Origin of the sequence: Sphingomonas sp. CL5.1 (genome assembly GCF_013344685.1) — a bacterium.
In the GTDB taxonomy this organism is placed as follows: domain Bacteria; phylum Pseudomonadota; class Alphaproteobacteria; order Sphingomonadales; family Sphingomonadaceae; genus Sphingomonas.
Window position 1 is genome coordinate 2621232 of sequence record NZ_CP050137.1, and the last position, 13038, is coordinate 2634269.

The window sequence follows — 13038 nt, forward strand, 5'->3', positions numbered from 1 at the left end:
CCGATCGCGGGGTGCCAGACGCGAAAATGACGGAAATGCTGGCGTTGCGCCGAAAGCTGCCAGACAGCGCAGCAGCGTGCCCGACAAAATCCTCCTGTCTATACAACCACATGGGCGCCGACGACTGGCGCCCCTTTTATCTCGCCGTGCTGCCTCCCTGACCTTCCTGTCCTGTCTGTCGCCAAATTCCCCCCTGACCGCTTCCCAACCGCCGCCACCCGAAGGCTGAGGCGCTGGATCGCCAACCCGCTGACTGCGACGCCAAAGATCGCCAGTTGCCAAGCGATCACGGCATTGGCCGGAACGGGGCGGAAGCGGCACCCGATGCGCGCCGCTTCCGCTGATCATCCGCTCCGTCAGACCGACCGGATCGCTGTGTCGAACCCCGCTCCGATGCGCGTCATCTGCGCCAGCGCGGCTTTGAGTTCGCGGCGGATTTGCCGAATCTCCTTCGCGCTGGTGCTTGCCGAAAGCTCCGCCCGCAGTTCGCTGATGTGCTGATAGAACGTCATCGTCGCCTCCTGATGAATGAAAAGGTGACGATGCCGCCCGGTGTGGAGCGGGTCGGGTCAAGGATCGCGAAGCGACCGCGCCAGCGGCGATGGGGGTCACGATTTTTTTCGGCGCGTCGACGTGGTTGCGGATGACGCGCTGACGCCTGATCGCCGGGAAAAATGGTGGGGCCCCGTCGTCCTTGAGGCGAGCCGCTCCGCGCCGGATGCTGGGGACGACTGAGCAGACATAGTCCTCTCCCCACGCGAAACGCTTCGGCGATGGTTGGTCCGGCTGCACGCTCTCGGCGCAATGGCGGCTTCCTGAAATCACGATCACGAGCCGGAAAGCGGGACGAATAGGCCATCGCGACGGACCGGCGTGGCGACGGCTGATGGCGACGCGGGCGTGGCGATATTGTGTGATGCTGGCGCGTTCGTTGATATGGGATCGGCGTCGCCGTTGCGCTGGGCGAACAGTCCGGCTGCGCGCCATGACGGTGCGGCGGGGATCGGAGGCGGAGCAATGGAAGTGTTGCCCGGTGTGCCGATCAGCGGCGTGATCCGCGCCACATAGGCGACGGTTTCGGTTGGCAACGGCCGCCCGCGTGTGCGCCACGCATCGACCCGCCCCGGCCCCGCATTATAGGCGGCGAGCGCGGTCGGCAGGTCCGCATAGCGGTCGATCAGTTCGCGCAGATAGGCGGTGCCGGCGAGGATGTTGGCGCGCGTGTCGAATGGATCGCGGCCGAGCGCATGGCGCGCCGTCAGCGTCGCCCATGTCGAGGGCATGACCTGCATCAAGCCCATCGCGCCAACAGGCGAGACCGCGCGCGGATCGCCGCCGCTTTCGATGCGAATGACCGCGCGGATCCATGTCGCCGGGATGCCGAAACGGGTCGCTGCCTCACCGATCGCGCCGCCATATGGATCGCGCGGATCGAGGGTAGTCGGCTGGGCTTGCGGCATGGATGCGACCGGAGAAGCGCCGGTCGCACCCGCGCCGATCAGCAACAGGCACGCCATCGCGCGGGCGGTGCGAAACCGCCCGCGCGCGTGTTCCCGGCCCGTCTTTGTCTGGCGAACCGGCATCGATCAGTCCTTTCCGGCGTGATCGCGCGGCCGCGACCAGCGCAGCCGCCAGTCATTCCGGACGTGGTCGTGGAACAGGTTGGCGCGGATCGGCTCCGCCAACGCCGGGTCGTCGATCTCCAGCGCGAGATAGTCGCCCGCGCGCTCGCCTGTGTGTTTCCATGCCGCGCCGATCTCCGCGCCCGGCTCGGTCCGGTCGTCGTCGCTGGCGTGAACGCGATAGTCGGGCGCGTTCCCGGCATCGGACGGCTGCGCCGGCACGATGATGATGCGGCGGAACAAGGTGAGGGTTTCGATGCTACCGGCGAAGGTGTCGCCGTCGCGCGTGAATCGACCGATTTCCGGCATGAGTGGATTCCTCTGCGGTGGTGTTGGAAAAGCCATTGGCGGGCACCGCTCCCGCCGATGGAGAGCGTTCAGCGCGCCGGCGCGCGCCATGCGAAGCGGCCGGTGCCGTTGCGCGTCGGTCCACACGGGGATGGCGCGACCGATGATCCGATCCGACCGCAGGACGCCGAAATAGCGGCCGTCGAAGCTGTCACGGACGCGCGCGTTCATGGGCAGGAATTCGCCCGCGACGATCCGGTGGCAGCCACGCCAGACCGGCAGCGCGCGGCCCGCCCGATCGCGCGCCAGCGCATCGCCGAGCCTGACGCCGTCGAGCGTGATGGCGCGCCGCGAACGGCAGACGGTCTGCCCCGGCATCCCGGCGATATGCTTGAGGAGCGGCACGCCTCTCGGCAGGTAGCGGCGACGCGCGAGGAAGGTCGCCAGCGGCTCGGGCGTGTCGATCGCGACGAGATCACCGGCCTTGAGCGGGCCGTCGACAGCGACTGCGTAGAGTCCGATCGGCGCGCTGGCGCTGGCGTTCCACAACAACCGGGGGCGTGGCGACAACAGCGCCGTGGCGACGAACAGCGACGCGAATGCGGGGCCGGCGGCAGCCAACGCGATGACGGACGCGCGCGCCCTCATTGGTCGAGCGCCTTGCGCTTGAGCCATGCGGCGTGGCGTTCAGCGGTATAGGGCCGCGCCGCTTCGCCGGCTGAGATTCGGTTATGGAGATGGCGCCAATGATCGGGCGCGGCATCGCAGGGATCGACCCCCGCAGACTCGACCGCATCGATCGCGGCCAGCGCGGCGGCGACCTTGGGCGACCCCTGCAATGACAGCAGAAGTTCGCCGCCGGGCCGCACGAACGGCGCGGTGGTATAGGCTTCGCCGGGACTCGTCGCGCGCAGGATATCGATACGCGAATGGACGGTGCCGTAATCGTTCGATGACCAGCGGGTGAAGGCGAAGATCGCGCCGGGAAGGAACGAGGCGATGCGCGTGCGGGGCGTGACGATCCGCTCGCCGGCGATCCGGCCGAAGCGAATCCTGTGTTCGAGACGCTGCGAGATCCAGATCAGCTCAACGTCGGTCATCGCGCCGCGGACGGCATGGGGATCGGCGACGCGCGCGCGCCGGTCGGGTCGTGAAACGGTCACGATGGTTCTCCGATGGATGGGTGGCGGGAAGGCGACGCGGCGCCGAACGGCAGCGTGGCGGCGATCCGCGCGTTGGCGTGCGCAGCCATCGCCGGGTCGATCTCGCAGCCGAGATAGCGCCGTCCGGTTGCGCGCGCGGCTTCGCCGATGCTGCCGGAACCGGCGAACCAGTCGCCGACCAGCCCGCCCGGCGGGCAACTGGTGCGGATCAGGATTTCGATCAGGCCGACCGGCTTTTCGGTCGGATGGATCGCGCGCCCATGGCAGTTTCGCGCATAGATGACCGAGCGCATCAGCCGCGGACCGCCATCCTCGCTGGTGTAGTGTCCGCGCTCGATCTGGCCGGTATGCGGTGGACGCATCTTGCGGCGCACGGTCCGCGCGGTGGCGTCGGGCGTGGTCTGGACGACGTTATGGATGCCGTCCCAGCGCGCATCCGAGCGATAGAATTGCACCACCAGCTCGTGGACGCGCTTGAAGCGATCGGCATGGAAGGCGCTGCCGTTCTGCTTCTCCCAGACGATCTCCTGCGCGTAGCGAAAGCCGGACGCGCGCAGATCGGCCGCGATGGCGAGGAAGCTGCGCAGCGATCCGAACAGCCAGAGCGAACCCGATGGCCGAAGCGCGGCCCGGGCGAGCGCGAGCCAGCCCTCGACGCGCCGGTCCCAGCCGAGCGACGTGTCGCCATAGGGCGGATCGGCGAGGATCATGTCGAAGGGCGCGCGGCCGGGCATGATCGCGCGGCAGTCGCCGACCAGCACCGTCATCGCCTCCTCCATGCGCGGCGATGGGGGCGGACGGCCGGCGCGAGGCGCCGATCGCGATCCGTTAGAAGGAATCCGAAGGATTCTATTCTATTAGCATGGTTATAAGGGCACGGATTCGGCCAGCGATTTCCGCATGTTACAAGGCGCTCCGGTTCCCGATAGGACGAGCCTGCGGTTCCTGATCGGACGACTCCGGCGGTTCCTGATAGGACGACCGTCATGCCCGTCCATCCTCGGCCGGAAGCCGGACGCGCCGCATCGCCGCCGCGAAAGTATCGATCGGCAGCGGCACGAAATTGAGCCGCTCGCGGCCCAAGGCGTGCTCGATCGAGAGCGTGTAGCCGGGCAACGGCTGGCGGCGGACGATCGCGCGCAGCTCGAACGCGAACCGCTTGAACGGGGAGAGCACGCCGGACTTCAGGTGGAGGTGAGCGAAGTCGAAGCTCCACCCGCCGGCCTGTCGCCCGCCGTGCTTGCGCACGATCCGATAGAGCCAGCGTTCAAGCCCGCCGGTCAGGTCGAAATAGGTGCGGTCGATGGTGAGGATCAAAGAGCGGTCGAGGACACCGGCATAGAACCAGTCGGGCAGGATCAGCTCGATGCCCTGCGGTCGCCCATGGGGATCGAGCCGTTCCTGCCATTCGTTGATCCACGAGAAGCGATGCCGGCGGCGCTGATGCTGCTGGCGGATCGAGGTCGCGACCGTCGTCGACTGGAGCCGGTCGAGCCCGGCCTTGAGGCGATCGTAATTGTCGCGCCCGGTGCCGCGTCCGATGAAAGTAAGGATTTCGTGCGGGGTGGTCGCCATGAGCCGCGAGGTCGGACGCTGCGCATCGCGCGCGCCGACGAGCTGGCTCGCCGCCCAGATCAGGACGTCGGCATCCCAGATCGTCGCCATGCCATGTTCGGGGACGGCCTCGACCGAGATCCATGTCGCGCCCATCCGGAAATCGATCGGCGCGGTGCGGCGGGACTTGGCGAGGCTGAAGAACGGCCACGCCATGAGATCCTGCGCGTCGCGCGCCGCGACGGTGCCGGGGATCGAGCGGAACAGGTCGAGCTGGCCGCGTTCGCCGGAATCTACCGCCAATGTCCGGGATCGGCTCATCGCTCAACGCCGGACCGGACCGTTGCGGCGCTTGGCGGGAAGGCAGACGCCCGTCCCCGGATCGGAGGTCGACCGGCGCAGACCGAGCTGCGCCCATGCGTCGAGCGCTTCCACGGTATAGACGACGCTGCCGCCGAGCTTGTGGTAGGCCGGACCGGTGCCATAGACGCGATGCTTTTCCAGCGTCTTGGGGCTGAGGCCGAGATGCAGCGCCGCATCGGGCGTTTTCAGATAATAAGCGGTCGGCCGGGGCGGTGGCGTGTCCATGGGATGCTCCAGAGTGAACGGGATGCCGCGCGCGCAGTGCGGACGGGGCTGGAGCGCTGTGGCGGACGGGGCTGGATCAGGCGGAGCGGCTATTTCGCGGCGTGGCTTTTTGTCGCACCGCGCGCCTCATCCGCGCAGCAGGGTGCGATATCCGCCCCGCATCAGCGCGAAGGCCTCGTCGATCAGGCGCTGGGTGCGACGCCGTTCGGCCGACGATTTCCATTCGGCCCCGCGCCCGATCGTCATCCCCGGATAGACGTAGCGGCGCGCGATATCGTGGGTGGTGGGCGGCCGCCCGGCGGAATCGAGCGACGCGTCGAGGATCGCGAGGAGCATCGACAGGCGGCGGCGCTGGAACGGCGTCGGCTGGAAGCCCGGCGGCAATTTCGCCGGCGGCGCGCCAGCGAGCCGCCGATCGAAGCGCTGGAGGGCGGCGAGACGGAGCGGCAGCGCGTCGTCCCGCACGACGACATAAGCGAGCGGCTGGCCGGCGAGGATATCCCGAATCCAGAGCCGATGCGGGCCGTCGATGTCGCCCAGCACGATATGGCGACCGCTGGAGAGGGTCCGGTCATTGAGGATGATCGGCCAGTCGGTGAGATCGACCGGCACCGCCGCGGCGAAGCCGGGCGGGGCGACGTCGAGGATGATCGTGCCGGGCGCGACCGCCGCGAGCCACAGAGCCGGCTGGTCTGCCGCGAAGACGTCCGGGTCGCATGGGAAACGAGAGGCCCCATCGCCGGGCCATCACCTCCGGCGCCATCGAGGGGGTGGAGTCCGCAGGATGGCGCATCAGCTCGCGATATTGTGCCCGATAGTCGGCGTTGCGGCGGAGGAACTCCTGTGCGAACCCGGCAAGGTCGAGAGCGCTTGGTCGCGCGGCGCTCTGTTCCCCTTGCTGCATCCGCGACCCCTCTCGCGCGTGGGCTTGCAGCCTGATCGGGCGTCGCGGGATGCTCCATTCCCATAATTGGGGAGCCGCCTCCCCAGAAATGGTGACCTCCGCCGGCCGGGGCCGGCGGAGGGGTGACGATCAGTCGCGGCGGGCGGGCCGCGTCCAGGTCAGGTTGAAGTTGCCGTCGTCGCCGTCCCACAACTGGGCGTAGATCGGAGCGACGAAGCTGGGATCGTCAAGCTTGAGCGAGAGGAAGGGGCGTTCGTCGTTGGTGCGCTTCGGCCATCCCGCGCCGATCTCGACGTCGCCGACAAATACCCGATGGGTCGGATTGTTGCCGGTGACTTCCGCCTCGGGGACGATGCGGACCGACTTGGCCTTTATGGCGAGGGTGGCAATCTCGCCGCGGAGTTCGCCCGAAACCTTCTTGAAGGTGCCGATCTTGGCCATGTGCTGTTCCTTTCGTTTCGAGCCGCGCCATTGCGGTCTCGATGCGCTGGTTGGGCCGGCAGGCGACCGGCGCTGCAGCCGAAGGCCCGGAGCGAAGCGGAGGACGGCGTGGGCCGGGCTTTCTTGTCGCGCGAGGAACGGCGGCACGCCGGGGGAAGAAAGTTTGGTCCCACGCTGTTGCAGCAAGCCGGGCGAGCGTCAGCGACCCTGCCGGCATCAAGCGCATCGATACGAGACCGCTTTGGCGTGGCGCGGAATGAAGGGGGCGGCACTGGCCATGGTCGACGCGTGAGGGTGGTTCGGGCGAACTTCGCGGCGAGGTTGTCACCCTGACATGGGTGGGCAATGTCGAAATCGCGTCGTGCGAGGCGGAAGTCATCGGCGACGATCCGGTCGGGTCGAGGAACGTCGGCAAAGTCGAGATCGGTGCGGGATGGACGCTCGCCCACGGCGAGGTCGCTTGCTATCGTCAGCCGGCGTGACCGGGATGGGGTGCTCGATCTACGCGCAACTGGGGGACGGCATGGACGATCAATTCAACCGGGTCAGGATCGCGGCTCGCCTCGCCGCGGCGTGGTTGTCGAATCCGAGGACGGTCGCGACGGCGGAGTCGATCACCGACATTCTGTCATCGGTGCATGCGGGCCTCCTCAGGATCGAGGAAGGTGCGCGTCGCGAGCGCGATGCTGCTGCGGTGCCAACTTATGTCCCGGCGGTGTCCGTGCGGCAGTCGCTTGCCTCACCGATGCGGATCATTTCGATGATCGATGGCAAGCCCTATGCAACCTTGCGCCCACACCTCGCCGCGCACGGCCTGACCCCGGCCGCCTATCGGGCGCGCTATGATCTCAAGCCCGATTATCCGATGGTCGCGCCGGCGCTGACCGAGCAGCGTCGAGCCGTTGCCGCCCGGATCGGCTTGGGCCGATCGCGCGGCAAGGCGGCGATCGCCGAGGCTCCGGTCGAGCCGGTCGCTGCGGCGCCCAAGCGACGGAAGCTCACGCTGGCGCTCAAGGGCTGACCACGCTTTCGGCGCTTCCCGGCGGCGCGGCGGGGTCAAGGATCGCGGGGCTCGTCCCGCGACCGCGTGCGGCGATGGGGGAAACGATTTTCCTGTGCGCGGTCGGCGGCAGCGCCGCTGCGCGCAGGAAAATGGTGGGGCCCCGTCGTCCTTGAGGCCGCCGCGCCGCCCTTCCGACGATCGGTGCCGTCGGGGAATGATCGCCATTCCCCGGCGCGGAGCTTTCCGGGCGACCGAAAGCCGTGGCGGCTGGGCGCCGCCACGACCTTGGTCTGCTGCGCCTAGAAGGGCACGTCGCCCTCGCGGTGCGGCAGCGGCTCCTGATCCTTGCCGATCTCGATGACGTGGGCCGCTGATATGACTGCGTGATGGTCGATGAAGCTGCCCATGTAGCGCGGCGAATCGATGATCGTCAGCGCGTGACCCCGCGCCGCGATCTTCGCGAGCTTCCACATCTTCCTGATCGCCTTGTCCCGCTTGTGCCCCTTGAGCGGACGCGCATGATCGAGCGCCTCGCGGACCGCGTGCAGCATGACATAGGCGCGCGCCATGGTGAGCAGATATTCGGGATCGTTCTCGCCAGCGCGGCGATCGTGGATCGAGAGTTTCATGGTCGTTCTCCTCTGGTGTTGAGGAGATCAGCGTGTCTCGCGCAGTGGCGCGGGTCGGGGACGCGGCCTTGGCCGCGCCGCGAAGCGGGCAATGGTGGAGCCGATTTTGTTGCATCATGACAAAAAGGAACGCGCGCGAAGCGCGCTCCCCTTTGCAAGAAAATTGGGGGACCGTTGATCCTCGACGCGTGACGCAGCGTGAGATACGCTGATCTCCCTGGCAGTTTTCCGACACGCGCCACACGCTCGGAATCCGCGGCGGCGAGATTCGGCCCGACCCCGAAAATGCTAGATCGAGGTGGTGACAGACGGCGCCCTGGTCGATTCAGCCGGTGATGTCGCGACGTCCAGCGTCGTGAGCCGCCGCCACGCGGCGGCTGCTACGACAAAGGCGCCGATCCAGCTCAGGATCGTCACTATCGCCCCCGCGCCGATCGCCATGACGCCGATGCCGTAAACGGCGTGATAGCCGGCAATCCCGGCCGGGACGGCATAAAGGAGCGCGAGTCCGAGGCGTGCGAGCGGCGAGCGCACCGTCGAGAACAGCACCTGGCCGCCGGCGAGCACGAGAATGGCAACCGCGAAGCCGCCGAGGATCGAGGCGACCAGGCCCTGGCTGTGATTGTGCATGAAGAAGGCGGTCGTCACGCCGGCCCAGAACGGAAGCGCATAGATCGCCAGGCTGAACACCAGCCAGAGCATGTAGAGACCGGCGAAGACGCCAAGGATGAGAATGATGGTCATAGAGCGTCCTTCTCTGACGAAAAGTTGGACGCGCCTGCCACCTCCTCCACAGCGCTATGTCCTCGTAGGATAGCGCCGCCGGCGATCGAGCGAAACCGAATTCTGCCCGATCGGGAAAGCGGATCGGCGCGCCGATCAACCGGGAAAGGGGTCATATTCACGCACGACCTGCGCGTCGTTGCCGTCGAACTCGTCCCACGGCATCACGGCATAGCCGTCGTCGGTGCGGACCAGGACGATGACCTTCATCAACGTCCGCGCGAGATTCCAGGCGAGCCTCTGGGCGGTGGTGAGCGGCATGGGAATGGCTCCTGTCGGTGGAGCGGGACCATTCCCGCTCGACAGGCGCCCCCAGGGCGGAAGGCTGGCCGCAATCACCGCGCCCCGTAGGGCGCGGCCGCACGCCGCGCGTAGCGGACCCTTTACGGGTTGATTGGCCGAGGTCAGCCTTCCACCAGGGGAACAGCGCTTGCGATGCGGGTGGTCCGGTTCATCCGACCGGTGCTGTTTGCCGCTCTGCGCTGCCGGATGCCCGGATGGATCGCGATCGGTGTTGGAGGTTCATCGTTGCCGGGAGCTGGCGCCGGACGGGCATGGCCGGGATGGGGCGTGACAAGGGCGGGCAGATTGATATGTCGGCGGTCCGCGCGCTTAGGCCGGCCAGCCTCGGGGTGCGTATCTCATCAACGGGAGCAATGTTGCGTGAACAATAATGACCTCGCCGAGGCGCTTGCCGCGTCCAACGGCATCACCAAGGCCAACGCCCGCAAATATGTCGACGACATGTTCGCCGCGATTGCCGCCGCCGCGGCCAAGGGCGATGAGATCGCCTTGTCGGGCTTCGGCAAGTTCAAGGTGAAGCGCACCGAGGCGCGCGACGGACGCAATCCGTCAACCGGCGAGACGATCAAGATCGCCGCGTCGAACAAGCTGACCTTCGCGCCCGCGAAAGCGGTCAAGGACCGGCTAAACGGCTGATGCATGCTGTCGGGGCGGCCGCGAAACCGCCCCGACGGTTCCGGCGCGTCAGGTGAGTGGCCAGCCGAGGCGCTCCATCAGCGAGCGGCCGCGCGGTTGCGCCGCTTCGCGCGCCATGTCGACAAGGATCTCGTCGTCGAGCGTATCTAGGTCGAAGCCGCGCTCCTTCGCCGCAGCAATGAGTGAGGCGAGGTCGGGATATTGATCGAAGCGCGTGCCGAGCCACAAGCGCGGCTGCTCGGTCGCCGGATCCTCGAACGCCTGGAGGAAATAGGTCCGCATCGGGGGATCGTAGCCGATGATGGCATTCTCGTCGGTGCGATCGGGGGAGCGGACGATGACGGGGTGACGGCTCATGTCATTGCCTTTCAGCAAGAGGTGGCAAGAAGGCGGCCCCATCTTGCGATGGGGCCGAAACCGGCGCGTCAGGCCGGCGGATTCCAGATCGCGACCTTCTTCGTCGGGTCGTCGCCGGGCGCGTTGGCGATGTTGGCGTAGATCGTCCCGAACTCCGGTGCCGACAGCGAGAGCGAGGTGTATTCGGCGCCGGTGCTCTGGGACTCGCGATCCCAACCCGCTCCGAGTTCGAAGCTGTTCTTCCGGCTGAGGACGCGCCAGTCGGGGTCGTTCTCCTTCATCTTACGCGCATTACGGATGATCGTGATCGGCGCCGTGACGTTGAGGGTGGTCAGCATGCCGTCCATCGTGCCGTCCGGCTTCACGGTCAGGGTCGCAACGATAGCCATGTCAAATCTCCTTGGGTTACCCGGAGACCATTCCCCGGTGTCGCCCATCGGAGGGGCCGTGGCCCGCCGTCACCGAAGCGCAGCGGAGGGCGAACCCCGAACGGGGTTGACGGCATAGGGGCTCGCGCCCCGCAGTCAGGCGGCAAGGAGGGGATTGGTCACGGGCAATCTGGGAGCTGATACGGCTATCGTTTCCGGTCGGTGATCTGACGGACAGTGGGATTGTCGGTGATCGACACCACCCGATGGGTGGCATCGTGACGGCCGAACCGCCGCATTGGAGGAGAGATACACGCTCTGGCCGCAGGCGGGGAACGGCGTGATTGGGGCGTGGGAGGAAGGTATCCTGGCCCCGTGGCCGATGATCCGAACAGCGTCCCGTGCGTCGGTTCGGGCGGATCGGACGGCGCGACCCCATCGCGGCGAGCACCATCGAGGAGGGAGCGCATGGGGTATCTCGCCGTCGCGGCGTTGCTGGGAGCACTCGCATCGGGGGCCGCCCATGCAGACCGGCCCGGCCGCAACTGGATCAGCAGCGCCCGACAATGGGTGAGATAGCAAAAATCGCGTATTGCTAGCAATCGGCGTCGCGACGCCCTATATGGAGGGTCAGGAGATTCCCCATGGCCCGTGCCGCCGATAATGTTCAGCTTAACGTGCGCTCGGCGTTCGCGCGCGATCGTGTCCATGCGCTCAGCAAGCTCACCGGCATGACCGCCAGCGAAGTGGTCGAGGATGCGCTGCGCGGTTACGTCCCGCCCGGTCTTCCCGCCAATACCGGAAAGCTGGTGCGGCGCGGCGCGCTGCTGGTCCGTCCGTCGACGGGCAAGCGCATCAGCCTCGAGGAAGCCAACGACGCCCTCGACCGCAGCCGCGAGCGCGACCTTGAAGATTGATGCGCTGGTCGACAGCAATGTGATCATCGCCGCGCTCGCCGGCGAGCATGAGCATCATACCGCATCGGCCGATCTGTTCGACGGCGCGCGCGGCGCGACGCTGGGCATTGCCGCGCACAGCTATGCCGAAGCTTATAGCACGCTCACCCGGCGCGGACCGCACGCCCCGTTCCGGTTCACGGCGGAGGAAGCCTGGGCGGCGCTGGAGAGCGTGCGGAGCATCACCCAGTTGATCGGCCTCACGCCCGCGCAGACCTTCGAGACCGTGCGCAGTTATGCCGGGGACGGCGGGATCGGCCCGCGCCTCTATGACCGGATGATCGGCGAGGTGGCGGTCGCCCACGGCATCCCGACGATCGTCACCTGGAACATCGGCCATATGCGCGGGCTGTTTCCGGCGCTCGAGGTCAGGACGCCGGGCGACTTCTTGCAAGTTCACTAGATCGTTGCCTGATAAAACTATTTGTCGACAAACGCCCGATAGCTAAGTCCGAGGAGGCAAGCAGTATTCCAGTGGACTACGACGTATTCTTGCCGCCAGGGCATTATCCCATTTGCGCAACCTGAAACTCTGGCGGAGGTAGGCGTGGCAGGTAATGAGCCGGACGCCTTTACAGCTTTCGCGTGCCGAGCCACTTCACTTTCTCGGGGTCGCGGTGGTCGAAGAAGCTGCTGGTTTTCTGGTCGAGCGTTGCGATCAAGGCGAGATCGTCTTGATCGAGCTCGAAATCGAAGATCGCGAAGTTCTCGGCCATGCGCTCCTTGCGCACCGACTTGGGGATGGCGACGATACCACGCTGGTTCAGCCAGCGTAGCACGACCTGCGCGATGCTCTTGCCGTGCTTATCCGCGATCGACTGGAGCATCTCGTTGGAAAACAGCCCGTTCCTCCCCTCGGCGAACGGCCCCCATGCTTCGGGCTGGACCTTATACTCTTCGAGAACCTTCAGCGCGTCGCCCTGCTGGTGGAAGGGATGAATCTCGATCTGGTTCACCGCCGGCGCGATCGCGTTATGGAGCACAAAATCCACCAGCCGGTCGGGATAGAAATTGCTGACGCCGATCGCGCGGATGCGGCCGGCGCGATAGAGTTCCTCCATCGCCCGCCAGGCGCCATAGACATCGCCATAGGGCTGGTGGATCAGCCAAAGGTCGAGATAGTCGAGTTGGAGCTTGTTGAGCGAGCGCTCGAACGCGGCCTTCGCGCCCTCATAGCTCGCGTCCTCGATCCAGAGCTTGGTGGTGACGAACAGGTCACTGCGATCGATGCCGTGGCTGCGGATCGCGCTGCCGACCGCTTCCTCGTTTCCGTAGGAGGTCGCGGTATCGAGGAGCCGGTAACCAACATCGATCGCGTCACGCACGCTGCGCTCGCATTCGGTGGGATCGGGGACTTGGAATACGCCGAAGCCGAGCATCGGCATCTCGACGCCGTTCGCGAGGGTCGCCGTGCGGGTGTTGTTGGTCATGGTCCTGTCCTTC

The 13038-nt window shown here is 66.8% G+C and carries 20 protein-coding genes and 1 pseudogene; 4 read left to right on the forward strand and 17 right to left on the reverse strand.

Annotation, left to right across the window (positions count from 1 at the left end; translation table 11 throughout):
- Positions 1-356: 356 nt before the first annotated feature.
- The 11 genes and pseudogenes from F9288_RS12675 to F9288_RS12720 all read right to left on the reverse strand — a co-directional run bounded on the left by F9288_RS12675 (position 357) and on the right by F9288_RS12720 (position 6560).
- Positions 357-512, reverse strand: a complete 156-nt coding sequence (locus F9288_RS12675; RefSeq protein ID WP_174837124.1) for a hypothetical protein — start codon at positions 510-512, stop codon at positions 357-359.
- Positions 513-827: 315 nt separating this feature from the next.
- Complete coding sequence (locus tag F9288_RS12680) at positions 828-1583, reverse strand: lytic transglycosylase domain-containing protein (protein WP_174837125.1); 756 nt, start codon at positions 1581-1583, stop codon at positions 828-830.
- A 3-nt stretch (positions 1584-1586) separates the two neighbouring features.
- A complete protein-coding gene (locus tag F9288_RS12685) occupies positions 1587-1931 on the reverse strand; it encodes a DUF736 domain-containing protein (RefSeq protein ID WP_174837126.1) in 345 nt (114 codons plus the stop codon).
- A 180-nt stretch (positions 1932-2111) separates the two neighbouring features.
- A pseudogene (locus tag F9288_RS12690) lies at positions 2112-2585 on the reverse strand (S26 family signal peptidase); the annotation flags it as partial.
- Positions 2555-3010, reverse strand: a complete 456-nt coding sequence (locus tag F9288_RS12695; protein WP_174839068.1) for a DUF2840 domain-containing protein — start codon at positions 3008-3010, stop codon at positions 2555-2557. The gene F9288_RS12695 and the pseudogene F9288_RS12690, both read right to left, overlap by 31 nt.
- Positions 3011-3069: 59 nt before the next feature.
- Positions 3070-3840 carry a site-specific DNA-methyltransferase gene (locus tag F9288_RS12700; RefSeq protein WP_174837127.1) on the reverse strand — a complete coding sequence of 257 codons (771 nt, stop codon included), beginning with the start codon at positions 3838-3840 and terminating at the stop codon, positions 3070-3072.
- A gap of 217 nt (positions 3841-4057) precedes the next feature.
- Complete coding sequence (locus tag F9288_RS12705) at positions 4058-4948, reverse strand: replication initiator protein A (protein WP_174837128.1); 891 nt, start codon at positions 4946-4948, stop codon at positions 4058-4060.
- Positions 4949-4951: 3 nt separating this feature from the next.
- Complete coding sequence (locus F9288_RS12710) at positions 4952-5215, reverse strand: AlpA family transcriptional regulator (RefSeq protein WP_174837129.1); 264 nt, start codon at positions 5213-5215, stop codon at positions 4952-4954.
- Between the two features lie 126 nt (positions 5216-5341).
- Positions 5342-5827, reverse strand: a complete 486-nt coding sequence (locus tag F9288_RS12715) for a DUF2285 domain-containing protein (RefSeq protein ID WP_254620867.1) — start codon at positions 5825-5827, stop codon at positions 5342-5344.
- Positions 5787-6119 carry a DUF6499 domain-containing protein gene (locus tag F9288_RS22175; protein WP_254620868.1) on the reverse strand — a complete coding sequence of 111 codons (333 nt, stop codon included), beginning with the start codon at positions 6117-6119 and terminating at the stop codon, positions 5787-5789. The genes F9288_RS12715 and F9288_RS22175 overlap by 41 nt, the downstream gene beginning before the upstream one ends.
- 129 nt (positions 6120-6248) lie before the next feature.
- Positions 6249-6560, reverse strand: coding sequence for a DUF736 domain-containing protein (locus tag F9288_RS12720; RefSeq protein ID WP_174837130.1), 312 nt, complete (start codon positions 6558-6560; stop codon positions 6249-6251).
- A gap of 523 nt (positions 6561-7083) precedes the next feature.
- Here F9288_RS12720 and F9288_RS12730 point away from each other — a divergent pair.
- Positions 7084-7581 carry a MucR family transcriptional regulator gene (locus tag F9288_RS12730; protein ID WP_174837132.1) on the forward strand — a complete coding sequence of 166 codons (498 nt, stop codon included), beginning with the start codon at positions 7084-7086 and terminating at the stop codon, positions 7579-7581.
- Positions 7582-7862: 281 nt separating this feature from the next.
- Here the strand turns inward: F9288_RS12730 and F9288_RS12735 are convergent, their stop codons facing one another.
- The 3 genes from F9288_RS12735 to F9288_RS12745 form a co-directional block, all read right to left on the reverse strand.
- Positions 7863-8192: a hypothetical protein gene (locus tag F9288_RS12735; RefSeq protein WP_174837133.1), complete on the reverse strand. Its 330-nt coding sequence runs from the start codon at positions 8190-8192 to the stop codon at positions 7863-7865.
- Positions 8193-8480: 288 nt separating this feature from the next.
- Positions 8481-8936 (reverse strand): hypothetical protein, encoded by a 456-nt coding sequence (locus tag F9288_RS12740; protein ID WP_174837134.1) that lies wholly within the window; start codon positions 8934-8936, stop codon positions 8481-8483.
- A 135-nt stretch (positions 8937-9071) separates the two neighbouring features.
- Positions 9072-9236: a hypothetical protein gene (locus F9288_RS12745; protein ID WP_174837135.1), complete on the reverse strand. Its 165-nt coding sequence runs from the start codon at positions 9234-9236 to the stop codon at positions 9072-9074.
- A 402-nt stretch (positions 9237-9638) separates the two neighbouring features.
- Here F9288_RS12745 and F9288_RS12750 point away from each other — a divergent pair, with 402 nt between their 5' ends.
- Positions 9639-9914 carry an HU family DNA-binding protein gene (locus F9288_RS12750; protein ID WP_174837136.1) on the forward strand — a complete coding sequence of 92 codons (276 nt, stop codon included), beginning with the start codon at positions 9639-9641 and terminating at the stop codon, positions 9912-9914.
- A 48-nt stretch (positions 9915-9962) separates the two neighbouring features.
- Here the strand turns inward: F9288_RS12750 and F9288_RS12755 are convergent, their stop codons facing one another.
- Positions 9963-10271, reverse strand: a complete 309-nt coding sequence (locus F9288_RS12755; RefSeq protein WP_174837137.1) for a hypothetical protein — start codon at positions 10269-10271, stop codon at positions 9963-9965.
- Positions 10272-10339: 68 nt separating this feature from the next.
- On the reverse strand, positions 10340-10660 hold the full coding sequence (locus F9288_RS12760; protein ID WP_174837138.1) for a DUF736 family protein: 321 nt from the start codon (positions 10658-10660) through the stop codon (positions 10340-10342).
- A 623-nt stretch (positions 10661-11283) separates the two neighbouring features.
- On the opposite strand from F9288_RS12760, the gene F9288_RS12765 reads away from it, so the two are divergent.
- Positions 11284-11556 carry a hypothetical protein gene (locus tag F9288_RS12765; RefSeq protein ID WP_174837139.1) on the forward strand — a complete coding sequence of 91 codons (273 nt, stop codon included), beginning with the start codon at positions 11284-11286 and terminating at the stop codon, positions 11554-11556.
- Complete coding sequence (locus F9288_RS12770; RefSeq protein WP_174837140.1) at positions 11546-11998, forward strand: PIN domain-containing protein; 453 nt, start codon at positions 11546-11548, stop codon at positions 11996-11998. Before F9288_RS12765 ends, F9288_RS12770 begins: the two co-directional genes overlap by 11 nt.
- A gap of 169 nt (positions 11999-12167) precedes the next feature.
- Here F9288_RS12770 and F9288_RS12775 read toward each other — a convergent pair whose 3' ends face one another.
- Positions 12168-13025, reverse strand: coding sequence for an aldo/keto reductase (locus tag F9288_RS12775; RefSeq protein WP_174837141.1), 858 nt, complete (start codon positions 13023-13025; stop codon positions 12168-12170).
- Positions 13026-13038: the final 13 nt, after the last annotated feature.